Source organism: Pedococcus sp. NPDC057267, from assembly GCF_042668795.1.
Lineage (GTDB): Bacteria > Actinomycetota > Actinomycetes > Actinomycetales > Dermatophilaceae > Pedococcus.
Genome location: NZ_JBHUYG010000070.1, coordinates 1 through 22,524 on the forward strand (window position 1 = coordinate 1; position 22,524 = coordinate 22,524).

The window sequence follows — 22,524 nt, forward strand, 5'->3', positions numbered from 1 at the left end:
GGGGGGGGGGGGGGGGGGGCGGGGGCGGGGGGGGGGTTGGCCCGCGCCGGCCCCACGACTCCTACCCTCTCACTAGTTGGAAAACGAATTCCGCAATACGGAAGTACGGACGGACTGATGACGATGACGACCCCCGACCACGGACTGCGCTACGAGGCGAACTGCTCGCTGCTCTTCACCGAGGTGCCCCTGCTCGAGCGGCCTGCAGCGGCCAAGGCGGCGGGCTTCGACGCTGTCGAGTTCTGGTGGCCGTGGCCGGAGCAGCCGGTCCCGTCCGACGCCGACGTCGACGCCTTCGTCGCGGCCGTCCGCGACGCCGGCGTGCAGCTCGTCGGCCTCAACTTCTTCGCCGGCGACCTGGCCGGCCCGGACTGCGGCGTGCTGTCCCTGCCGGACCGGGTGCAGGAGTTCCGCGACAACGTCGACGTGACCGTCGGCATCGGCGAGCAGCTCGGCGTGCAGGCGTTCAACGCACTCTTCGGCAACCGGGTCGACGGCGCGAGCCCCGAGCAGCAGGACGAGCTCGGGCGCGAGTCCATCGCCCTGGCCGCCAAGGCCGCCGACCGGATCGGCGCCTCGGTCCTGGTCGAGGCGGTCAGCGGCCCCAAGCCGTACCCGCTGCGGACGGCGGCCGACGCGGTCGCCGTCGTCGACGACGTGCGGGCGACCGGCGCGGCGAACGTCGGCTTCCTGCTCGACCTCTTCCACCTCGCCGCCAACGGCGACGACCTCGACGCCGCCATTGCGTCGTACGCCGACCGCACGCTGCACGTGCAGGTCGCGGACTTCCCCGGGCGCGGGGAGCTCGGCACCGGCGAGCTCGACCTCCAGCGCCACCTCGGCGAGCTCACCGCCCGCGGGTATGCCGGGTGGGTGGGCCTGGAGTACAAGCCCACCACCGCGACCACCCCCGAGAGCCTGGCGTGGCTCCCACGCGAGCGCCGCGCCTCGAACTGATCAGCAAGGAGACAGACGCATGAGCACCATCGCCTTCATCGGACTCGGCATCATGGGCAGCCCCATGGCGGTCCACCTGCAGAACGCGGGCCACGACGTCGTGGGCTACAACCCGAGCCCCGAGAAGACCAAGCCCCTCGTCGAGGCCGGCGGTCGCGCGGCCGGGTCCGTGGCGGAGGCCGTCCGTGACGCCGAGGTCGTCGCCGTCATGGTGCCGGACAGCCCCGACGTGCAGGACGTCCTGCTCGGGGAGGAGGGCGTCTTCGCCTCCGCCAAGGAGGGCACCCTCGTCATCGACTTCTCCAGCATCCGGCCCGACGTGACCGTCGAGCTCGCGAAGGCGGCGCAGGAGAGGGGTTTCCGGCTCCTCGACGCCCCGGTCTCCGGAGGCGAGGCGGGCGCCAGGAACGCCGCGCTGTCGATCATGGTCGGCGGCTCGGCGGAGGACTTCGCCGCGGCCAAGCCGGTCTTCGACGCGGTGGGCAGGACCGTCGTCCACGTCGGCAGCAACGGCGCCGGCCAGACCGTCAAGGCCGCCAACCAGCTGATCGTCGCCGCAAACATCCAGGCACTGGCCGAGGCTGTCGTCTTCCTCCAGGCCTACGACGTGGACCTGCAGGCCGCGCTCGACGTCCTCGGTGGCGGCCTCGCCGGCTCGAAGGTCCTGGACCAGAAGCGGGACAACATGGCCAGGGGCAGCTTCGAGCCCGGGTTCCGGATCGACCTGCACCACAAGGACCTCGGCATCGTGACGTCGGCGGCCCGCGAGGCCGGGGTCGTCGTACCCGTGGGCGCGCTCGTCGCCCAGCTCATGGCCTCTGCCCGCGCCAACGGCGACGGCGGCCTGGACCACTCCGGCCTGCTGCGCGGCGTGCAGCGGCTCTCCGGCCGGCTCGACTCCTGAGCCGCCCTCCCTCTCGCCACCCGGCACATCCAGACCTCGCACCAGGAGAACTCCCATGGCACGCATGACCGCGGCCCAGGCAGCCGTCGAGATCCTCAAGAAGGAGGGGGTGACGAACGTCTTCGGCCTGCCCGGGGCGGCGATCAACCCCTTCTACAAGGCGATGAAGACCAACGGCGGCCTGCACCACACGCTCGCCCGCCACGTCGAGGGCGCCTCCCACATGGCGGAGGGCTACACCCGCGCCAAGCCCGGCAACATCGGCGTCTGCGTCGGCACCTCCGGCCCGGCCGGCACCGACATGATCACCGGGCTCTACTCGGCCAGCGCCGACTCGATCCCGATCCTGTGCATCACGGGTCAGGCCCCGGTGGCCAAGCTGCACAAGGAGGACTTCCAGGCGGTCGACATCGCCTCGATCGCGGGGCCGCTGACCAAGATGGCGGTCACGGTGCTCGAGCCGGCCCAGGTGCCGGGGACGTTCCAGCAGGCGTTCCACCTCATGCGGTCCGGTCGTCCCGGCCCGGTGCTCATCGACCTGCCGATCGACGTGCAGATGGCCGAGATCGAGTTCGACGTCGAGACGTACGAGCCGCTGCCGGTCTACAAGCCCGCTGCCACCCGGGCCCAGGTGGAGAAGGCGCTCGACCTGCTCGAGGCCGGCGAGAAGCCGCTCATCGTCGCCGGCGGCGGCGTCATCAACGCCGACGCGGCCGACCTCCTGCTCGAGCTGGCCGAGCTGACCGGCGTCCCCGTCGTCCCGACCCTCATGGGTTGGGGCACCGTCCCGGACGACCACCCGCTCAACGCCGGCATGGTCGGGCTGCAGACGAGCCACCGCTACGGCAACGCCACGATGCTCGAGTCCGACGTCGTCCTCGGCATCGGCAACCGCTGGGCGAACCGCCACACCGGCGACCTCGAGACCTACACGCAGGGCCGCACCTTCGTCCACGTCGACATCGAGCCGACCCAGATCGGCAGGGTCTTCGCCCCCGACTACGGCATCGTCTCCGACGCGAAGGCCGCGCTCGAGCTCTTCGTCGCCGCCGCCCGCGAGCGCAAGGAGGGCGGGCGCCTCAAAGACCGCTCCCAGTGGGCGCAGGCGTGCCAGGAGCGCAAGCGGACGCAGCTGCGCCGCACCAACTTCGGCGTCACCCCGATCAAGCCGCAGCGGGTCTACCAGGAGATGAACCGCGCCTTCGGCCGCGACGTCCGCTACGTCTCGACCATCGGCCTGTCGCAGATCCAGGCCGCCCAGCTGCTGCACGTCTACAAGGACCGGCACTGGATCAACGCCGGCCAGGCGGGGCCGCTCGGCTGGACCGTGCCGGCCGCGATCGGTGTCGCCACGGCCTGCCCGGACGAGACCGTCGTCGCGCTCTCGGGCGACTACGACTTCCAGTTCATGATCGAGGAGCTGGCGGTCGGGGCGCAGTTCAACGTCCCCTACGTCCACGTCCTGGTGAACAACGCCTACCTCGGCCTGATCCGGCAGAGCCAGCGCGGGTTCGACATGGACTACTGCGTGCAGCTGTCCTTCGACAACCTCAACAGCCCCGAGGTCGGCGGCTACGGCGTCGACCACGTCAAGGTCGTGGAGGGCCTGGGCTGCAAGGCCATCCGGGTCACCGACCCCGACGAGATCCTGCCCGCGCTGGAGAAGGCCCAGGGCATGGCGCACGAGTACCGCGTGCCCGTCGTCGTCGAGGTCATCCTCGAGCGCGTCACCAACGTCTCGATGGGGACCTCGATCGCCAACGTCACCGAGTTCGAGGACCTCGCCGAGCACGGCGAGCACGCCCCGACCGCGGTCTTCGCCAACCTGGACTGAGGTCGCCGTGCCCCGCGTCCTGCTCGCCCCCGACAAGTTCAAGGGCACCCTCACCGCGGCCGAGGTGGCGACCCACCTCGAGGCCGGCCTGCGCTCCGTGGTGCCGGACCTCGAGGTGGCCGTCGTCCCCGTCGCCGACGGGGGCGACGGCACCCTGGCCGCCGCCGAGGCGGCCGGGTTCGAGCGGGTGCAGGTGCGCGCCACCGGCCCGACCGGTACGCCGTGCTGGGCGGCCTACGGGCGCCGCGGGGACGAGGCCGTCGTCGAGCTCGCCGAGGTCTCCGGCCTCGCCCGGTTGGGGGAGGCCGGGCTCGCACCGCTCACCGCCACCAGTCGCGGCACCGGCGACCTCGTGGCCGCTGCCCTCGACGCGGGCTGCCGCCGGGTCGTCGTGGGGATCGGCGGCAGCGCGAGCACCGACGGCGGTGCCGGGCTGCTCCAGGGCCTCGGGGCCCGGATCAGCGGGCGCCGGGGCCGAGCCCTGCATGCCGGTGGCGGCCCGCTGGTCGACGTCGCGTCGCTCGACCTGGGCGAGCTGCACCCGGGCCTCGCCTCCGCGGAGCTGGTCGTGGCCTGCGACGTGGACAACCCGCTCACGGGGCCGTCCGGCGCAGCGGCCGTCTACGGGCCGCAGAAGGGTGCCACGCCTGAGGACGTCCAGGCGCTCGACGTGGCCCTGTCGGCCTGGGCCGATGTCGTCGCCCGCGCCACGGGGCGCGACCTGCGGGACCAGCCCGGCGCCGGTGCGGCCGGCGGCGTGGGCTTCGCCCTGCTCGCCGTTCTCGGTGCGCGGATGCAGCCGGGGGCGCAGCTCGTCGCGGAGCTCACCGGACTCGCCGACGCCGTGTGCGCGGCCGACCTCGTCGTCACGGGGGAGGGCTCGCTCGACGAGCAGACCCTGCACGGCAAGGCCCCGGCGGCCGTGGCGGCGCTGGCGCGGGACAAGGGCGTGCCGGTGGTCGCCGTCGCCGGTCGGGTCGCCCTCGGCCAGCCGGCGCTGCGGGCGGCCGGCGTCGGCGCGGCATACGCGCTGGTCGAGGAGGCCGGCGACGAGCGGGAGGCGTTCGAGCGCCCCGGCCCGCTCCTGGAGCGGATCGGCGCGCGCATTGCGCGCGAGCACCTGGTGGGTGCGTCGTGAGGGTGGCCCGGGTGGGTGCCCCCGGCGCCGAGCGCCCCGTGGTCGTGGCGGCGGACGGGACCCTGCTCGACCTCGGTGGCGTGACCCCTGACGTCGACGGGGCGTTCCTCGGTGCGCTGGACGACGTCGACGCCTCGTCGCTCCCGGTCCTCACCGCTCCCGCCGCGCAGGACGGACCCCGCTTCGGCGCGCCGGTCGTGCGCCCGGGCAAGGTCGTCGGCATCGGGCTCAACTACCGCGACCACGCCGCCGAGGCCGGGATGCCGCTGCCGACCGAGCCCGTGGTCTTCCTCAAGGCGCCGACCTCGGTGAGCGGCCCCGGGGACGACGTCGTCATGGTCCCCGGGTCGACCACCACCGACTACGAGGTCGAGCTCGGCGTCGTGCTGGGGCGCGGGCTGCGGGGCGAGACCGACCCGGCACGGGCGCTCGCCGCGGTGGCCGGCTACGTGCTCGCCCAGGACGTCTCCGACCGCGCCCTCCAGCTCGAGCGTGGCGGTACGTGGACCAAGGGCAAGTCGGCCGACACGTTCTGCCCCCTCGGGCCCTGGCTGGTCACGCCCGACGAGCTCGGCCCCGACGGGCTGGCCGGGGTGCGGCTGCGGCTCACGGTCGACGGGGAGGTCCGCCAGGACGGCCGCACCTCCGACATGGTCTTCGGGGTCGGCGAGCTGCTCTGCTACACCAGCGGCGTCATGACCCTCGAGCCCGGCGACGTGGTGCTCACCGGCACGCCGGCCGGCGTGGCGATGGGCCGCCCCGAGCCCCGCCCCTACCTGCGCCACGGCCAGGTCGTCGAGGCCGACGGCGGCGTGCTCGGCCGGCAGCGCACCCGGGTCGTCGACCCCGGTGCCCCCATGGCCGTCGACGAGGAGGCAGCGGCAGGATGACCGGTACTGGTTACATGGCAGGCAGCGTCACCGCCGACGCCCCGGCGTCGCGGTCCAGCGAGAGGAACCCCGTGAGCGACAGCCCCCTGACCGACCGCCCCGGCAGCGAGCCGGTGGCCTTCCGGGCGCAGCGCGCCGTGGTGGGCGACCGCGAGGTGGCGGCGACGGTGGTCGTGGCCGGCGGCCGGGTGGTGGCGGTGGAGGCGTTCGACGCCGACGTCGCGGACGGCACCCGCGTGGTCGAGCTCGCCCCCGACGAGGTGCTGCTCCCGGGTCTGGTCGACACCCACGTGCACGTCAACGAGCCGGGGCGCACCGACTGGGAGGGCTTCGCCAGCGCGACCCGCGCCGCGGCGGCCGGTGGCGTCACGACGATCATCGACATGCCCCTCAACAGCATCCCGCCGACCACCACGCTCGACGCGCTGCGCACCAAGCAGGACGTGGCGCGCGACCAGGCCTGGGTCGACGTGGGCTTCTGGGGCGGCGCCATCCCGGGCAACGTCGCCGACCTGCGGCCGCTGCACGACGCCGGCGTGTTCGGCTTCAAGTGCTTCCTTCTCCACTCGGGGGTCGACGAGTTCCCCCACCTCACGACGCCGGAGATGCGCGAGGCGCTCGCCGAGATCGCGTCGTTCGACGGGCTGCTCATCGTCCACGCCGAGGACGCCGAGGTGATCGACGCGTCGGCCTCCCCGGGCGGCCGGGCGTACGCCGACTTCCTCGGCTCCCGCCCGCGCGAGGCCGAGGAGCGTGCCATCCGCACCGTCGTCGACGCCGTGCGCGACACCGGCGGCCGGGCGCACATCCTGCACCTGTCCGACGCCGACGCCCTCCCGATGCTGGCCGACGCCCGCGCCGAGGGGCTCGCCCTGTCGGTCGAGACGTGCCCGCACTACCTGACCCTCGAGGCCGAGGGCATCCCCGACGGTGCCACCCAGTTCAAGTGCTGCCCGCCGATCCGCGAGCACGAGAACCGCGACCGCCTCTGGCAGGGCCTGGCCGACGGCACCATCGCGACCATCGTGTCCGACCACTCGCCGAGCACGGCCGACCTCAAGCTGCTCGACGTCGGCGACTTCGGCCGGGCGTGGGGCGGCATCGCCGGCCTCCAGCTGGGCCTGCCGGCCATCTGGTCCGAGGCGCGCGAGCGGGGCCACGACCTCGCCGACGTCGTGCGCTGGATGGGCCGCAACACCGCCGACCAGGTGGGACTGCACGACCGCGGCCGGATCGAGGTGGGTGCGACCGCGGACCTCGTGGTCTTCGCCCCCGACGAGCGGTTCACCGTCGACGTCGCCGCCCTGCACCACAAGAACCCCGTGTCGGCGTATGCCGGCCGCGAGCTCACCGGGGTCGTGCGCCAGACCTGGCTGCACGGCATCCCCGTCGACACCGATGACGCCCCCCGCGGGCAGCTCCTGAGGAGAGGACAGCCATGACCGCCGCCACGCCGCCCCGGTACCACGTGCCCACGGGGGGCCTGCCGCCCCAGACGCAGCTGACGACCGACCGCGCGGTCTTCACCGAGGCGTACGCCGTCCTGCCGCGCGGCACGATGACGGACATCGTCACGAGCCAGCTGCCGTTCTGGGAGCAGACGCGGCTGTGGGTCATCGCGCGGCCGCTGTCCGGGTTCGCCGAGACGTTCTCGCAGTACATCGTCGAGGTGCAGCCCGGCGGGGGCTCGGACCGTCCCGAGGGCGACCGGGGGGCCGAGGGCGTGCTGTTCGTCGTGGGCGGCACCCTCACCCTCACCCTCGACGACGCCGCGCACGAGCTCACGCCCGGCGGGTACGCCTTCCTGCCGCCCGGCCAGCGCTGGACCCTGCGCAACACCGGAGACGACGCCGCGACCTTCCACTGGGTGCGCAAGGCCTACCAGCGGGTCGACGGCATCGACGTGCCCGAGGCGTTCGTGACCAACGAGGCCGACGTCGAGGGGCGCGAGATGCCCGACACCGACGGCGCCTGGACCACCCAGCGGTTCGTCGACCCGATGGACGTGCGGCACGACATGCACGTCAACATCGTCAACTTCGAGCCCGGTGGGGCGATCCCGTTCCCCGAGACCCACGTCATGGAGCACGGCCTCTACGTCCTGGAGGGCAAGGCCGTCTACCTGCTCAACAACGACTGGGTCGAGGTGCAGGAGGGCGACTTCATGTGGTTGCGCGCCTTCTGCCCCCAGGCCTGCTATGCAGGGGGTCCCGGACGGTTCCGCTACCTGCTGTACAAGGACGTCAACCGGCACGCGGTGCTGAGCCGGCAGCTGCTCTGATCCGGAGCTGCCTCGACCCCACGGGAAGGGGATGCCCATGACCCAGCCGCGGCGACGGTCGGGGATCGTCGGCCTGCTCGTGCGCCCCGAGGGGTACGTCTCGGGGCCGCAGGTCCTGTCCGAGCTGCGGCGGGTCATCGCATCCGGTGAGGTGCCCCCGGGGAGCCCCATCCCTCTGGACGACGTCGCGGCCTTCTTCGGCGTCAGCCTCATCCCCGTGCGCGAGGCGCTCAAGACGCTGCTCGGGGAGGGCCTGCTCGAGCACCAGCCCCGCCTGGGCTACACCGTCACCCAGCTCAGTCCTGCCGAGATCGACGAGCTCTACGTCGTCCGCGGGGCGCTGGAGGCCGCGGCGCTCGACGCGGCCGTGCGCAACGCCGGGGCCGCCGACCACGAGCGCGCTGCCCGGGCGCACGCCCGGATGGGCGAGGCGGTCGAGGCCGCGGACGCCGAGGGCTTCCAGCGCGCGAGCCGCGAGTTCCACATGGCGCTGCTCGAGCCGTGCCGCATGCCGCGCCTGCTGCACATGCTCGACATCGCCTGGAACGTCACCGAGCCGGTCCAGACGATGATGCGGGTCACCGACGCGGAACGTGCCCACATGCGTGCCGACCACGAGGAGATGCTCGCGGCGTTCGTCGCCCGCGACGCGGACCGCCTGCGCGAGACGGCGCGGGCGCACCACGAGCGCCTGTGCGCAGCCGTGACCCGGGGCGGACACGCCTGACGTCGACCCTGTGGACAGGAGTTCACCGGGCCGCAACAGATATACGCAGATATACGGTTCACGTCATTCCGCGGAAACCGTTGTCTCCCTAGGGTTTGAGCAATTCTCAGACCGGGAGGTCAGCATGACCCAGATCCAGCCAGCGCCGCTCACCGAGTCCGCCGCCGCCGATGCCGGCTTCGCGACCCACCACGGCCCCCACGACCACGGAGCGGGGACGGGGCTGATCAAGCCCTCGTACGACCCGCGTCTGGCGAACGAGGACCTCGCACCCCTCCGCGACCAGAACTGGTCCTGGTACAACATCTTCGCCTTCTGGATGTCCGACGTGCACAGCGTCGGCGGGTACATCACCGCCGGCAGCCTGTTCGCCCTCGGCCTCACGAGCTGGCAGGTCTTCGTCTGCCTCATCGTCGGCATCACCATCGTCCTCGGCTTCTGCAACCTCGTGGCCAAGCCCAGCCAGCGCACCGGCGTCCCCTACCCGGTCATCTGCCGCTCCGTCTTCGGGGTCCTCGGAGCCAACATCCCCGCCATCATCCGCGGCCTGATCGCCGTCGCCTGGTACGGCATCCAGACCTACCTCGCGTCGGCCTCGCTCGACATCCTGCTCGTGCGGATCTGGCCCAGCCTGGAGCCGTACTCCAACGTCGCCCAGCACGGCTTCCTCGGCCTCTCGACCCTGGGCTACGTCACGTTCGCGATCCTGTGGGTCGCGCAGGCGGCGGTCTTCTGGACCGGCATGGACACCATCCGCCGCTTCATCGACTTCGCCGGCCCCGCCGTCTACGTCGTGATGATCGCGCTGTGCGTCTACCTGCTGTCCAAGGCCGGCTGGAGCGTCAACCTCAACCTCTCGAACCACCAGCTGTCCGGCACCCAGGTGTTCACGACGATGCTCGCCGCGACCGCCCTGGTGGTGTCCTACTTCTCCGGCCCGATGCTCAACTTCGGTGACTTCTCCCGCTACGGCCGCACCTTCAAGGCGGTCAAGCAGGGCAACTTCTGGGGCCTGCCGGTCAACTTCGTCTTCTTCTCGCTGCTGACGGTCCTGACCGCCGCCGCCACCCTGCCGGTCTACGGCAAGCTCATCACCGACCCGGTGGAGACCGTGGGCCACATCGACAACACCTACGCCCTCGTCCTGGCTGCCCTGACCTTCACGACCGCCACCATCGGCATCAACATCGTCGCCAACTTCGTCAGCCCCGCGTTCGACTTCTCCAACGTGGCGCCGCAGAAGATCAGCTGGCGCATGGGCGGCATGATCGCCGCCGTCGGGTCGGTGCTGCTGACCCCGTGGAACCTCTACAACAGCCCCGAGACGATCCACTACACGCTGGACACGCTCGGCGCCTTCATCGGCCCGCTGTTCGGGGTGCTCATCGCCCACTACTACGCCGTGCACAAGCAGCGGGTCTGCATCGACGACCTCTTCACGCTCGACCCGTCCGGCGCCTACCACTACAAGCGCGGCTACAACCCGCCGGCGATCATCGCCACCGCCGTCGCGGCCCTGTGCGCCCTGGCCGTGGTCTTCGTCCCCGGCGCCAAGGTCCTCGACGACTACAGCTGGTTCATCGGGTGCGGCGTCGGCTTCGCGGCCTACGCCCTGCTCGCTCCCCGGATGGGCGTCTCGGCCCGCGTCCTCGACTCGAAGACGTGCGTCAAGTGACCATCCGGATCAGCGTGGTCAACCCCAACACCACGCAGTCGATGACCACCCTGATCGAGGCGGAGGCCCGCCGGGTCGCCGCCCCCGACACGGTGGTGACGGGCCGGACGCCGGCGATGGGACCGGCGTCGATCGAGAGCCACTACGACGAGGCGCTCGCGGTGCCCGGCCTGCTCCAGGTCGTCCGCGAGGACACCGAGGCCGACGCGTTCGTCCTGGCCTGCTTCGGGGACCCCGGCCTGGACGCCGCCCGCGAGGCGGCGTCCAGACCGGTCATCGGGATCGCCGAGGCGGCGATGAAGACCGCGTCCCTGCTCGGCCGCTCGTTCAGCGTCGTGACGACGCTGAGCCGCACCGTCGGCCGGGCGTGGGACCTCGCCCGGGTCTACGGCCTGGAGCGGCAGTGCGCCGGGGTACACGCCTGCGACATCCCCGTCCTCGAGCTCGAGGAGGACCGCGACCGGACGTATGCCGTGATCCTCTCGTTCGCCAAGACGGCGATGGCCCAGGACGGCAGCGACGCGGTGGTCCTCGGCTGCGCGGGGATGGCCGGCCTGCCCGAGCTGCTCACCGCGGAGCTCGGCGTCCCGGTCGTCGACGGGGTGGCCGCCGCCACGGTGATGGCCGAGGGGATCGTCCGGCTCGGGCTGCAGCCGTCGACGCACGGCGAGCTCGCGCCCCCGCCGCCCAAGGCGTACACCGGGATCCTCGCCGGTTTCGGCCGCGGCTGAGGCCGGGCGGAACCACCCCGGGCCAACCAGCGTCCCCGGACCGCCCTGCCGGCAGCACGGGCGGTCCGGGGTCACCCGTGAGGCGTGGTTGCGGGAGCGGGATTCCACCTGGTGAAATCCCGCTCCCGAAACCCTTGATTCAACAGTTTGTTGAGGGCTACCGTCGTCGGAACCCCGGCGGCCGTTGTTCTGCATGGATAACCGGCGGCCCGCCGCACGCACCGAACCATGCACCTGCCCGGATGGGCTGGTGGATGATGGACCCCGAGTACGGGGCGACGGGAGCGCGCGATGGCTGCGAACGACGGACACGGCGGCGGACACCAGGTCACTGTCAACGGGGCGACCTGCTCGCTGCAGGGCACCGACCCGGCGACCAACGCCCTCGACTGGCTGCGCGGCCAGGGGCTGACCGGTGCCAAGGAGGGCTGCGCCGAGGGCGAGTGCGGCGCCTGCTCCGTGATGGTCGCCCGCCCCGACGGCGACGGCGGCACCCGGTGGACCGCGGTCAACGCCTGCCTCGTCCCGGCGGCCGCGCTCGACGGCCAGGAGGTCGTCACCGCCGAGGGCCTCGGGACGCCCGACGCGCTCCACCCCGTGCAGCGGGAGATGGCGGTTCGTGGCGGGTCGCAGTGCGGCTACTGCACCCCCGGCTTCGTCTGCAGCATGGCGGCCGAGTACTACCGCCCCGACCGGGCGCCGGCCGGCGACGGCCACGGCTCCGACCACGAGTGCGGGCCCAACGGGTTCGACCTGCACGCCCTGTCGGGCAACCTGTGCCGCTGTACCGGGTACCGGCCGATCCGCGACGCGGCCTATGCGCTCGGCAGCCCCGAGGAGGACGACCCCTTCGCCGCCCGCGTGCACGAGCCCGCTCCCGCTGCGGCGTCCACCAGGCTGACCGGCCCGAGCGGCACCTACGCCCGCCCTGCCGACCTCGCCGAGGCGCTGGGCCTGCTCGCCGAGCACCCCGACGCCGTCCTCGTGGCCGGTTCGACCGACTGGGGGGTGGAGACGAACCTTCGTGGCTCGCGCGCCGCCTTCGCGATCGGGATCGACCGGCTGCCCGAGCTGCGCACCCTGGACGTCGCCGACGACGTCATCGAGCTGGGCGCGGCGCTGAGCTTCTCGGAGGTCGAGCGCGGCCTGGCCGGACGCGTGCCCCTGCTGGACCAGCTCTTCCCGCAGTTCGCCTCGCGGCTCATCCGCAACGGCGCCACCATCGGCGGCAACCTCGGCACCGGCTCGCCGATCGGAGACACCCCGCCGGCCCTGCTGGCCCTCGAGGCCGAGCTCGTCCTCGCCTCCGCCGGTGGGGAGCGGGTCGTCGCCCTCGCCGACTACTTCACCGGGTACCGCCAGACCGTCCGCGAGCCGGGCGAGCTGATCCGGGCGGTGCGGATCCCGTTGCCGCTCAGCGGGGTCACCGCCTTCCACAAGATCGCCAAGCGCCGGTTCGACGACATCTCCAGCGTCGCCGTCGGGTTCGCCCTCGACGTCGTCGACGGGGAGGTGGCCAAGGCCCGGATCGGCCTGGGCGGGGTCGCCGCGACGCCGATCCGCGCGCTGGCCACCGAGGCCGCGCTCGAGGGCCGGCCGTGGACGCGGGAGACCGCTCGCGCCGCCGCGGCGGTGATGCGCACCGAGGGGACGCCGATGGACGACCACCGCGCCAGCGCGGCATACCGGGCGGCGACGCTCGGCACCGCCCTGCTCAAGCTGCACGCCGACACCGCGACCCCGCAGGAGGTGGGGGCATGACCACCGAGGCCACGAGCACCGGAGCCACGGCGACCGGCACGACGGCCACCGACACGACGCCCGCCACGCCCAGCCCCCTGTCCCGCCGCCCGGCCAACCCCGTGGTGGGGGAGTCGATCCCGCACGAGGCAGCCGCACTGCACGTCACCGGCCAGGCGCTCTACACCGACGACCTCGTCGGCCGCACGCCCGGCGTGCTGCACGCCCACCCGGTGCAGGCGCCGCACGCCCACGCTCGCGTCACCCGGCTCGACGTGGCCCCCGCGCTCGCCGTCCCGGGTGTGGTGCGCGTGCTGACCGCCGACGACGTGCCCGGTGTCAACGACGCGGGGGTCAAGCACGACGAGCCGCTCTTCCCCTCCGAGGTCATGTTCTTCGGGCACTCGGTCTGCTGGGTCCTCGGCGAGACGCTCGAGGCAGCTCGCCTCGGGTCGCTGGCCGTCGAGGTCGAGTACGAGCCGCTCCCGTCGCTGGTGACCGTCACGGAAGCCATTGCGGCAGAGAGCTTCCAGGGTGGGCAGCCGACGATGGAGCGCGGCGAGGTCGACGCTGCGTTCGAGGGCGCACCGCACGTGTTCAGCGGCGAGTTCGAGTTCGCGGGCCAGGAGCACTTCTACCTCGAGACGCACTGCTCGCTGGCGCAGGTCGACGAGAACGGCCAGGTCTTCGTCCAGTGCAGCACCCAGCACCCGACGGAGACGCAGGACATCGTCGCCCACGTCCTCGGGGTGCCGAGCCACGCCGTGACCGTGCAGTGCCTGCGCATGGGCGGCGGCTTCGGTGGCAAGGAGATGCAGCCGCACGGGTATGCCGCGATCGCGGCCCTCGGCGCCACCCTCACCGGCCGCCCGGTGCGCCTGCGCCTCTCGCGGGCCCAGGACATGACGATGTCGGGCAAGCGGCACGGCTTCCACGCCCAGTGGCGGGTCGCGTTCGACGACGACGGCATGCTGCAGGCGCTCGACGCCACCCTCACCAGCGACGGCGGGTGGAGCCTCGACCTGTCCGAGCCGGTGCTGGCCCGCGCGCTGTGCCACATCGACAACGCCTACTGGATCCCGAACGTCCGCGTGAACGGCCGGATCGCCAAGACGCACAAGACGTCCCAGACGGCGTTCCGCGGCTTCGGTGGCCCGCAGGGCATGCTCGTGACCGAGGACATCCTCGGCCGCTGCGCCCCGCTGCTCGGCATCGACGCGGCCGACCTGCGCCGCAGGAACTTCTACCGCGAGGGCCAGAGCACCCCCTACGGCCAGCCGGTGCGCCACCCCGAGCGCGCCGCGTGGTGCTGGGACCAGGTCGTCGAGAGCGGCGACCTCGAGGCCCGCCGGCGTGAGGTCGCGGCATGGAACGAGGCGCACGAGCACACCAAGCGCGGGCTGGCCATCACGCCGGTGAAGTTCGGGATCTCGTTCAACTTCACCGCCTTCAACCAGGCCGGCGCGCTCGTGCACGTCTACAAGGACGGCTCGGTCCTCATCAACCACGGCGGCACCGAGATGGGCCAGGGCCTGCACACCAAGATGCTCCAGGTCGCGGCCACGGCCCTCGGGGTCCCGCTGTCGATGGTGCGGCTCGCGCCGACGCGCACGGACAAGGTGCCCAACACCTCGGCCACGGCGGCGAGCTCCGGCGCCGACCTCAACGGCGGGGCCGTCAAGGACGCCTGCGAGCAGATCCTGGAGCGGCTGCGGCCGCTGCGCGAGGATCCCGCCAACGCCGGGCTGTCGTGGCCCGAGCTCGTGAGCAAGGCGTACTTCCAGCGGGTCCAGCTCTGGGCCGCGGGGTTCTACCGCACCGAGGGGCTGCACTGGGACAGCTCGGTGATGCACGGGTCGCCGTTCAAGTACTTCGCCTACGGCGCTGCCGCTGCCGAGGTCGAGGTCGACGGCTTCACCGGCGCCTACCGGCTCCGGCGGGTCGACATCGTGCACGACGTCGGCGACAGCCTCTCCCCGCTGGTCGACATCGGCCAGGTGGAGGGCGGGTTCGTCCAGGGCACCGGCTGGTTGACCCTCGAGGACCTGCGCTGGGACGAGTCCGAGCGTCCGACCCGCGGCCGGCTCGCCACCCAGGCGGCCAGCACGTACAAGCTGCCGAGCCTGTCGGAGATGCCCGAGGTCTTCAACGTCGCGCTGCTCGACCGTGCGCACGAGGACGGCGCCGTCTACGGCTCCAAGGCCGTCGGCGAGCCCCCGCTCATGCTGGCCTTCTCGGTGCGCGAGGCGCTGCGCCAGGCGGCGGCCGCGTTCGGCCCGGCCGGCACCAGTGTCGACCTGGCCTCCCCGGCCACACCTGAGGCCGTCTTCTGGGCGGTCGAGGAGGCTCGCGGCGGTGCCGAGCCGCCGCACACGACCCCGCTGCGTGAGGGCGCGCCCGGCGAGGTGCCGGACCAGCCCGGGAACGGCGCGCCGCGGCTGCACCCGCACTCCGAGCGGGTCGCCGAGCCCGCCGGCCGGACGGGGGCCTGAGGTGTCGTGGGTCCGGGCCGTCGAGCGGCTCCGGCGGGAACGACGACCCGGCGTGCTCGTCACGCTGGTGTCCGTGCGCGGGCACTCGCCCCGCGAGGCCGGCGCCAAGATGGTGGTCGCGGACGACGCGACCTGGGACAGCATCGGCGGCGGCAACCTCGAGGCCACGGCGGTCGCGCGCGCCCGCGCCATGCTCGCCGAGGGCGCCCGCGTGCCCGAGCAGCTGGAGCTGTCGCTCAACGAGCGGGCCCTTGTCGAGCACGGCCAGCAGTGCTGCGGCGGCGAGGTCGTCGTCCTGCTCGAGCCGCTGGCGGTCGTGCCGGCCGTGGCGGTCTTCGGGCTGGGCCACGTGGGCCTCGAGCTCGCCCGGGTGCTCGCCCGGCACGACCTCGAGCTGCACCTCGTCGACTCGCGGGCCGACCAGCTCGAGCCGGCCCGGCTGCGGGCGCTCGACGACGCCGTCGCCCGGGTGCACGTGCACCACGCACCCGTGCCCGAGCTGGTCCTCGGCCAGGTCCCGACCGGCACCCACGTGCTGGTCATGACCCACGACCACGCCGAGGACGCCGCCCTGTGCGACGCCGCGCTGCGGTGCGGACACCTCGGCTCGGTCGGGCTCATCGGCTCGTCGGCGAAGTGGCGCCGGTTCGCCAAGCGCCTTGCGGCAGAGGGACATTCGCCCCAGGACCTCCAGCGCATCCACACGCCGATCGGCATACCGTCGCTCGCCGGCAAGGAACCCGCCGTCATCGCCGTCGCCGTCGCGGCCGAGCTGCTGGAGTCGTTCGCGGCGGAGCGCGCCGAGGTGTCCCGGTGATCATCCGCGCGACCGTCCTCGACACGCCGGAGGACCCCTTCGCCGGGGGCGAGCTGCGCTCGGAGGAGGACTGCGGCCTGCTCGTCGAGCACGGCGTCGTCACCGCGCGCGGGCCCTTCCCGCAGGTCCGCGCCGCCCACCGCGACGAGGAGGTCCTCGACCTGCGCGAGGGCATGGTCCTGCCCGGGCTCGTGGACACCCACGTCCACTTCCCGCAGGTCCGCGTCATCGGCGGCCTCGGCATGCCGCTGCTCGACTGGCTCGACCAGTGCGCCCTCCCGGAGGAGATCCGGATGCGCGAGGTCGACTACGCCCGCGGCGTGGCGCGTGACTTCGTCACCGGCCTGGTCGACGCCGGCACCACCACGGCCCTCGTCTTCGGCTCGCACTTCGCCTCGGCCGTCGACGTCATGTTCGAGGCGGCGGACCTCTGGGGGCTTCGCGTCGCGACGGGCCTGGTCACGTCCGACCGCATCCTGCCCGAGCCGCTGCTCACCACCCCCGAGCGGGCGCACGAGGAGGCGTGCGGGCTCGCCGCCCGCTGGCACGGCAAGGGTCGCCTGCGGTATGCCGTGACGCCGCGCTTCTCGCTGTCCGCGAGCGACGCCCTGCTGGAGTCGTGCGCCGCCACGATGTCCGCGGTCGAGGGCGCGTTGTTCACCTCGCACGTCAACGAGAACCTGCGCGAGATCGAGGAGGTCGGCGCGCTGTTCGACGGGGCGTCCTACGTCGACACCTACGACCGGCACGGCCTGCTCGGCCGTCGCTCGGTGCTGGCGCACAACGTGCACCCGACCGACGCCGAGCTGGCCACCCTGGCGGCCCGGGACGCCTCGGTCGCACACTGCCCGACGAGCAACGCGGCGCTGGGGTCCGGACTCTTCCCGATGCGACGGCACGTCGAGGCCGGGGTGCGGGTGGGCATGGGCTCGGACGTGGGCGCCGGCACCGGGTTCTCGATGCTCAAGGAGGGACTGCAGGCGTACTTCATGCAGCGCCTGCTGGCCGACGAGGGCCTGCCCCTCACCTCGGCGCACCTGCTCTGGCTGTGCACGGCGGCCGGGGCGCGGGCTCTCGGGCTGGGGGACGAGGTCGGTGACCTGTCCGTGGGCAAGCAGTTCGACGCGGTGTGGCTGCTGCCCGAGGCGGGAGACCCGCTCGCTGTCGGGCTGGGCAACGCCAAGTCGCCGCTCGACGCCCTGTCGAAGGTCTTCGCGCTCGGCACGACCTCGGACGTCGGGGGCGTGTGGGTCGGCGGCGACCAGATCGCCGCGAGCCGCTGGCGGATGCCGCCCCGCCGCTAGGCGTGGGCCGCCCCGCCGCTCGGGTCGGGACGGCCCCTCCGCGTCAGGCGCGTTCGGCGCGCAGCACCTCGTCGTACGCCGGCAGGGTCAGGAAGTCGGGGAAGTCGGGGTCGATCGCGCACTCGACGAACAGCTTGCGGGCCGTCGCGAGCGAGGCGCGCACCGCCTCGTCGTCGCCCGCCGAGTCGAGCAGGCCGGCATACTCCTCCTCCACCACGCGGTCGACGAGGTCACGGGTGACCTTCTCCCCGGACTCGAGCTCGGCCTCGGAGTTGAGCCACTGCCAGATCTGAGAGCGCGAGATCTCGGCGGTCGCGGCGTCCTCCATGAGGTTGTGGATGCCGACCGCGCCGTTGCCGCGCAGCCACGCCTGGAGGTACTGGATGCCGACGGTGACGTTGCCGCGCAGGCCGTCGAGGGTCCGCTCGCCCGGCGTCCTGGAGGCGGCGAGCAGGTCGTCGGCGGAGACGGAGACGTCGTCGCGCTGCTTGGCGAGCTGGTTGGGGGAGTCGCCGAGGGTCTCGGTGAAGACCTCCTTGCACAGCTCGACCATGCCCGGGTGGGCCACCCACGAGCCGTCGAAGCCGGCCGCGGCCTCGCGCTCCTTGTCGGCCCGCACCTTGGCGAACGCCTGCTCGTTCACCTCGGGGTCCTTGCTCGGGATGAAGGCAGCCATGCCGCCGATCGCGAAGGCGCCGCGCTTGTGGCAGGTCTGCACGAGCAGGTCGCTGTACGCCTTCATCATCGGCGCGTTCATGGTGACGGCGTTGCGGTCCGGGAGGGTGAACTCGGGCCCGGAGTCGCGGAAGTACTTGATGATCGAGAACAGGTAGTCCCAGCGGCCGGCGTTGAGGCCGGCGGCGTGGTCACGCAGCTCGTAGAGGATCTCGTCCATCTCGAACGCGGCCGGGATGGTCTCGATGAGGACGGTCGCCCGGACCGAGCCCTGCGGGACGCCGAGGTGGTCCTGGGCGAAGGTGAAGACGTCGTTCCAGAGCCGGGCCTCGAGGTGGCTCTCCATCTTCGGCAGGTAGAAGTACGGGCCGCTGCCGCGGTCGAGGAGCTCGGTGGCGTTGTGGAAGAAGTAGAGGCCGAAGTCGACGAGCGCGCCGACGAGGGGCTTGCCGTCGAGGGTGAGGTGCTTCTCGTCGAGGTGCCAGCCGCGGGGGCGGGGGACGATGACCGGGACGGCCTCGGGGTCCTTGAGCGCGTAGTGCTTGCCCTCGGGGGTGGTCAGCTCGATGGTGCGGCGGACGGCGTCCTTGAGGTTGACCTGGCCGCCGACGACGTTCTGCCAGTGGGGGGTGTTGGCGTCCTCGAGGTCGGCGAGCCACACCTTCGCGCCGGAGTTGAGCGCGTTGATCGCCATCTTGCGCTCGGTGGGGCCGGTGATCTCGACGCGGCGGTCGCGGAAGTCCGCTGGCGCCTCGGCGACCTGCCAGCCGCCCTCGCGGACCTCCTTGGTCTCCTCGAGGAAGTCGAGGCGGCCGGTCCGCGAGACCTGCGCCCGCCGCTCCTTGCGGGCGGCGAGCAGCTCGTCGCGCCGGGGCCCGAACCGGGTCTGCAGCTCGGCGAGGAACGCGAGTGCCTCGGGGGTGAGGATCTCCTCGCTCCGCTCGACGGTGCTGGGGGCGTCCACGGTCACGGTGCTGTCCGACATGCCAGTCCTCGGGTCTCGATGGGGAGGTGCCACCGTCGAGCACGGCGGCGGGTACGATTGTTCCATGATACGGAATCTTCCTTTCACTGGCATCCGCCGCGGGTCAGATATATGAGCGCCGCGACGTCCGGTGCCGGGGCCCCGGCGGCCGGTCCCGGCAGCGCCGATGCGAAGGGGAGCGGTCCCGGCGGTGCCGGTGCGAAGGGGACCGGTGGGGTCCAGTCGCTCGAGCGCGCCTTCGCGATCCTCGAGACGATGGCCGACGCCGGCGGTGTCATCAGCCTGTCGCAGCTCGCGAACGACGCGCAGCTGCCCCTGCCGACCATCCACCGGCTCGTGCGCACGCTCGTCGACCTCGGCTACGTCCGGCAGGAGGCGTCGCGCCAGTACTCGCTCGGCCCGCGCCTGATCCGGCTCGGCGACACGACCTCGCGCATGCTCGGCCGCTGGGCGCGACCGCACATGGAGCGCCTCGCCCACGAGCTCGGGGAGTCGGTCAACCTCGCGATGCTCGACGGGGACCAGATCGTCTACGTCGGCCAGGTGATGGCGTCGCGCAACTCGATGCGCATGTTCACCGAGGTGGGTCGCCGCGTGCTGCCCCACTCCACCGGTGTGGGCAAGGCGATCATGGCCTCGATGGACCGGGACGAGGTGCTCGCGCTGCTCGACCGCACCGGTATGCCGGCGATGACGAGCCACACGATCACGACGCCCGGCGCGTTCGTCGCCGAGCTGGACCGCACCCTCGAGCGCGGGTACGCCCTCGACGAGGGGGAGCAGGAGGTCGGCGTTCGCTGCGTGGCCGTGGCCGTGCCGGACGCGCCCCAGCCGCTCGCCCTGTCGGTGTCCGGACCGCTGCCGCGGATGACCGACGACTTCGTGGCCGAGGCGGTCGCGCCGCTGCACCAGGCCGCCGAGGCCGTCGCCGCCCAGATGCGGGGCGCCACCGGCTGACCGGTTCCCCCGATGGCGCCTTGTCGACGGGGTCCGGGTCGTGGGGACGTGCCGACGCCCACGGGCCGGCGACGCCCCGTCCATCGGGCGGGCCCGGCGACGCCCGGCCCAACGGGCGTGGTCGGGTCCGTGAACTTCGCGTGCGAAGGGGACTTCGCCGCCCGGGCCGGTCCCGTCGCGGGGCACGCTGGGTCCATGGCATACGGCGCAGGGTCCCTGCCGCTCGCGGTCGCGCACCGGGGTGGCGCCGGGCTCGCACCCGAGAACACGCTGGCGGCGTTCGGTCGGGCGGCGGCCCTGGGCTTCCGCTACCTCGAGACCGACGTGCGGCTCACCGCCGACGGCGAGCTGCTCTGCTTCCACGACGCCACGCTCGACCGCGTCACCGGCCTGCGCGGCCCGGTACGGCGGCACACCCTGGCGCAGGTGCGGGCCACCCGCGTCGACGGGCGCGAGCCCGTGGTGACCCTGGGCGAGGCGCTGGCGGCCCTGCCGGACGCGAGCTTCACGGTCGACCTCAAGGACCGCGCAGCCCTCGCCCCGCTCGCGAACCTGTTGCAGGACAGGGACGTCCGCGACCGCGTCTGCGTGGCCGGGGCGTGGGACGAGTGGCTGGACGAGCTGCGCGCTCGCGTCCCGGGGGTGCGCACGGCACTGGGTTGGAGGTCGCTGACCGCGCTGGTGACCTCGGCGCACATGGGTATGCCGTGTGCCCGGCGGTTCGCGACCGCCGAGTTCGCGCACGTGCCGCTGCGACTGGGACGGGTGCCGGTGTTCGCGGAGCGGCTCGTCGAGGGGGCGCACCGCATCGGCGTGCGGGTCGTCGTGTGGACGGTCGACGACCCGGTGGTGATGGCGCGTCTGCTCGACGCCGGCGTCGACGGTGTCATCACCGACCGGCCCGACGTCCTGCGCGAGGTGCTCGTGGCCCGCGGGCAGTGGGTGCCCATGCCGGCCGCGCCCGACAGCCTCCGGCGGCCGGCTCCGGACGGCACAGCGCCCGGCCCGCACGGGTGCGGGTCGGGCGCCGGTGGTGCGGTGCCGGTCAGGACAGCTTCTGCAGCGCCTTGACCTCGTCGCGCGCCGCCACGACGGCGGTGTGCTGCTGCTGGACCAGGGTGCGGAAGCCGTCGCTGAGGTCGTCCTCGTCGAGCGCCTTCTCGTACTCGGAGACGGCGTGGTCCTCGCCGGTGACCGCGGCGCCGATCACACCCGACGCGTCGTCGCCGGTGAGGGCGTCCTTGAGCGCGAGCCAGCCGCGGTGCAGCGCCGCCGTCGCGGTGCCGCCCTTGTCGACGTCGTCGCCGTACTCGTGGCCCATGGCCACGATGTCGCGGGCGAAGCCGGCGCGCTGCTCCGACAGCCGCTGGAACGTCGCGGCAGCCTCCGGGTGGTCGCTGTCGCGCAGCTTCTCCGCTGCCGAGGCGAAGCCCTTCTCGCCGTCCTTGAGCGTCTCGACGAGCTCCTTGGCGACCTTCTCGTCAGCTGACATGCGGTACTCCTTCGGTGTCGGTCGGCCCTGCGTGTCGTGCCGATCTGTCTCCCTCGACCCTGACACAGGACTCGCGTCCTCGCAGGTCAGCAGCCCAGCGACCCACGGCGCGACCACCGGCCGTGGGTGTGTGTCGGGGCTGCACCCGTGGACGACCCGGGGGTGCCACCCCTGCTGCTGGGTCGGCACGATCCTCTGCTAGCAGAGCTGCGCGTGCCCAGCGCAGGGTGCACCCTCTGCTGAGGGCGCCTACCTCTGCTGAGGGCCCGGTCGCGGGCCATGCAGGCTCGGCCCGGGGACGGCAGGACACACCTCGAGCGGCGCAGGTGCCGCGTCGTTCAGGGGAGGTGGCGGCCGAGGAAGAGCGCGCCGGGAAAGGTGTCGTCGAGCACCTCGAAGCCCATCCGCCCGTAGAACCGCACCGCGCGCTCGTTCGCGGTCCCGACGCCCAGGTGCACCCCCGGCGACCCGGCGGCCACGAGCTGGGCGAAGAGCCGCTCGAGCAGCACGCGGCCCCAGCCGCCGCCCTGCCAGCGCGGCAGCAGGTCGACGTGCAGGTGCGACGGGTGCTGCGCGACCACGTGGGCCGGCGCGACCGGCGGCTCGTGCAGCAGGTGCACGAGCCGCGCGTCCGTGGTCCCCTCGGGTGCCGAGCCCTCCGGGTGCGCCGCCCGCAGGGACGGCCACCACTCGCGCTCGCAACGCGCCTCGAACGCCCGGGTGTCGAGGGTGCCCACGACGTAGCCCTCGGCACCCGCGCCGTCGTCGAGCACGGACGCGAGCTCGGGCTCGAACTCCAGGTAGGCACCGAGGTAGACCTCGGGCAGCAGCTGCGGCACGGCATACAGGTCGCTGGCATCCTCGCCCTCGGCCCCGGTGCGCACGCACACGTCGTAGAGCGCGGCCCGGTCGCGCGGGGTGTACC

At 73.0% G+C, this 22,524-nt stretch carries 19 protein-coding genes; 16 read left to right on the forward strand and 3 right to left on the reverse strand.

The features are described 5' to 3' along the window. Positions 1-117: 117 nt before the first annotated feature. The 14 genes from ACFUC1_RS14520 to ACFUC1_RS14585 all read left to right on the forward strand — a co-directional run bounded on the left by ACFUC1_RS14520 (position 118) and on the right by ACFUC1_RS14585 (position 17,490). Complete coding sequence (locus ACFUC1_RS14520) at positions 118-957, forward strand: hydroxypyruvate isomerase family protein (RefSeq protein WP_379120957.1); 840 nt, start codon at positions 118-120, stop codon at positions 955-957. Further along, complete coding sequence (locus ACFUC1_RS14525; protein WP_379120958.1) at positions 863-1,861, forward strand: 2-hydroxy-3-oxopropionate reductase; 999 nt, start codon at positions 863-865, stop codon at positions 1,859-1,861. Before ACFUC1_RS14520 ends, ACFUC1_RS14525 begins: the two co-directional genes overlap by 95 nt. Before the next feature lie 55 nt (positions 1,862-1,916). Next, positions 1,917-3,695 carry a glyoxylate carboligase gene (gene gcl, locus ACFUC1_RS14530; RefSeq protein ID WP_379120959.1) on the forward strand — a complete coding sequence of 593 codons (1,779 nt, stop codon included), beginning with the start codon at positions 1,917-1,919 and terminating at the stop codon, positions 3,693-3,695. 7 nt (positions 3,696-3,702) lie between these two features. Then, positions 3,703-4,833 (forward strand): glycerate kinase, encoded by a 1,131-nt coding sequence (locus ACFUC1_RS14535; protein WP_379120961.1) that lies wholly within the window; start codon positions 3,703-3,705, stop codon positions 4,831-4,833. Between the two features lie 11 nt (positions 4,834-4,844). Continuing rightward, entirely contained in the window at positions 4,845-5,723 is an 879-nt protein-coding gene (locus ACFUC1_RS14540) for a fumarylacetoacetate hydrolase family protein (protein WP_379120962.1), read from the forward strand. Between the two features lie 86 nt (positions 5,724-5,809). Continuing rightward, positions 5,810-7,165 carry an allantoinase AllB gene (gene allB / locus ACFUC1_RS14545; protein WP_379120990.1) on the forward strand — a complete coding sequence of 452 codons (1,356 nt, stop codon included), beginning with the start codon at positions 5,810-5,812 and terminating at the stop codon, positions 7,163-7,165. Beyond that, positions 7,162-8,004, forward strand: a complete 843-nt coding sequence (locus ACFUC1_RS14550; protein ID WP_379120963.1) for a bifunctional allantoicase/(S)-ureidoglycine aminohydrolase — start codon at positions 7,162-7,164, stop codon at positions 8,002-8,004. The genes allB and ACFUC1_RS14550 overlap by 4 nt, the downstream gene beginning before the upstream one ends. Positions 8,005-8,041: 37 nt before the next feature. Next, a complete protein-coding gene (locus tag ACFUC1_RS14555) occupies positions 8,042-8,731 on the forward strand; it encodes a GntR family transcriptional regulator (protein ID WP_379120965.1) in 690 nt (229 codons plus the stop codon). A gap of 124 nt (positions 8,732-8,855) precedes the next feature. Continuing rightward, the gene (locus ACFUC1_RS14560; protein ID WP_379120968.1) at positions 8,856-10,406 is read left to right on the forward strand and encodes an NCS1 family nucleobase:cation symporter-1; all 1,551 of its coding nucleotides are present in this window, start codon (positions 8,856-8,858) and stop codon (positions 10,404-10,406) included. Beyond that, the gene (locus ACFUC1_RS14565; protein WP_379120970.1) at positions 10,394-11,137 is read left to right on the forward strand and encodes an aspartate/glutamate racemase family protein; all 744 of its coding nucleotides are present in this window, start codon (positions 10,394-10,396) and stop codon (positions 11,135-11,137) included. The genes ACFUC1_RS14560 and ACFUC1_RS14565 overlap by 13 nt, the downstream gene beginning before the upstream one ends. Positions 11,138-11,428: 291 nt before the next feature. Continuing rightward, complete coding sequence (locus tag ACFUC1_RS14570; protein WP_379120972.1) at positions 11,429-12,898, forward strand: xanthine dehydrogenase small subunit; 1,470 nt, start codon at positions 11,429-11,431, stop codon at positions 12,896-12,898. After that, the gene (xdhB, locus tag ACFUC1_RS14575) at positions 12,895-15,369 is read left to right on the forward strand and encodes a xanthine dehydrogenase molybdopterin binding subunit (RefSeq protein ID WP_379120974.1); all 2,475 of its coding nucleotides are present in this window, start codon (positions 12,895-12,897) and stop codon (positions 15,367-15,369) included. The genes ACFUC1_RS14570 and xdhB overlap by 4 nt, the downstream gene beginning before the upstream one ends. A 1-nt stretch (position 15,370) precedes the next feature. Beyond that, a complete protein-coding gene (xdhC, locus tag ACFUC1_RS14580; protein WP_379120976.1) occupies positions 15,371-16,186 on the forward strand; it encodes a xanthine dehydrogenase accessory protein XdhC in 816 nt (271 codons plus the stop codon). After that, positions 16,183-17,490 carry a guanine deaminase gene (locus ACFUC1_RS14585; RefSeq protein ID WP_379120978.1) on the forward strand — a complete coding sequence of 436 codons (1,308 nt, stop codon included), beginning with the start codon at positions 16,183-16,185 and terminating at the stop codon, positions 17,488-17,490. The genes xdhC and ACFUC1_RS14585 overlap by 4 nt, the downstream gene beginning before the upstream one ends. A gap of 43 nt (positions 17,491-17,533) precedes the next feature. Here ACFUC1_RS14585 and aceB read toward each other — a convergent pair whose 3' ends face one another. Next, complete coding sequence (gene aceB, locus ACFUC1_RS14590; protein WP_379120980.1) at positions 17,534-19,150, reverse strand: malate synthase A; 1,617 nt, start codon at positions 19,148-19,150, stop codon at positions 17,534-17,536. Positions 19,151-19,261: 111 nt separating this feature from the next. Here aceB and ACFUC1_RS14595 point away from each other — a divergent pair, with 111 nt between their 5' ends. After that, a complete protein-coding gene (locus ACFUC1_RS14595; RefSeq protein ID WP_379120982.1) occupies positions 19,262-20,107 on the forward strand; it encodes an IclR family transcriptional regulator in 846 nt (281 codons plus the stop codon). 195 nt (positions 20,108-20,302) lie between these two features. Then, positions 20,303-21,178, forward strand: a complete 876-nt coding sequence (locus tag ACFUC1_RS14600; RefSeq protein WP_379120984.1) for a glycerophosphodiester phosphodiesterase family protein — start codon at positions 20,303-20,305, stop codon at positions 21,176-21,178. Here the strand turns inward: ACFUC1_RS14600 and ACFUC1_RS14605 are convergent. Both ACFUC1_RS14605 and ACFUC1_RS14610 read right to left on the reverse strand, forming a co-directional pair. After that, positions 21,153-21,599, reverse strand: a complete 447-nt coding sequence (locus ACFUC1_RS14605) for a PA2169 family four-helix-bundle protein (RefSeq protein ID WP_379120986.1) — start codon at positions 21,597-21,599, stop codon at positions 21,153-21,155. The genes ACFUC1_RS14600 and ACFUC1_RS14605 overlap by 26 nt on opposite strands. 338 nt (positions 21,600-21,937) lie before the next feature. Next, a partial coding sequence (locus ACFUC1_RS14610) for a GNAT family N-acetyltransferase (protein ID WP_379120988.1) occupies positions 21,938-22,524 on the reverse strand: 587 nt, incomplete at its 5' end.

Coding starts and splice junctions, on each gene's coding strand:
- ACFUC1_RS14525 (WP_379120958.1), top strand. CDS start 863: ATGCCGGGTGGGTGGGCCTGGAGTACAAGCCCACCACCGCGACCACCC.
- ACFUC1_RS14550 (WP_379120963.1), top strand. CDS start 7,162: ATGACCGCCGCCACGCCGCCCCGGTACCACGTGCCCACGGGGGGCCTG.
- aceB (WP_379120980.1), bottom strand. CDS start 19,150: ATGTCGGACAGCACCGTGACCGTGGACGCCCCCAGCACCGTCGAGCGG.
- ACFUC1_RS14560 (WP_379120968.1), top strand. CDS start 8,856: ATGACCCAGATCCAGCCAGCGCCGCTCACCGAGTCCGCCGCCGCCGAT.
- ACFUC1_RS14570 (WP_379120972.1), top strand. CDS start 11,429: ATGGCTGCGAACGACGGACACGGCGGCGGACACCAGGTCACTGTCAAC.
- ACFUC1_RS14595 (WP_379120982.1), top strand. CDS start 19,262: ATGAGCGCCGCGACGTCCGGTGCCGGGGCCCCGGCGGCCGGTCCCGGC.
- ACFUC1_RS14520 (WP_379120957.1), top strand. CDS start 118: ATGACGATGACGACCCCCGACCACGGACTGCGCTACGAGGCGAACTGC.
- ACFUC1_RS14555 (WP_379120965.1), top strand. CDS start 8,042: ATGACCCAGCCGCGGCGACGGTCGGGGATCGTCGGCCTGCTCGTGCGC.
- gcl (WP_379120959.1), top strand. CDS start 1,917: ATGGCACGCATGACCGCGGCCCAGGCAGCCGTCGAGATCCTCAAGAAG.
- ACFUC1_RS14600 (WP_379120984.1), top strand. CDS start 20,303: ATGGCATACGGCGCAGGGTCCCTGCCGCTCGCGGTCGCGCACCGGGGT.
- ACFUC1_RS14605 (WP_379120986.1), bottom strand. CDS start 21,599: ATGTCAGCTGACGAGAAGGTCGCCAAGGAGCTCGTCGAGACGCTCAAG.
- xdhB (WP_379120974.1), top strand. CDS start 12,895: ATGACCACCGAGGCCACGAGCACCGGAGCCACGGCGACCGGCACGACG.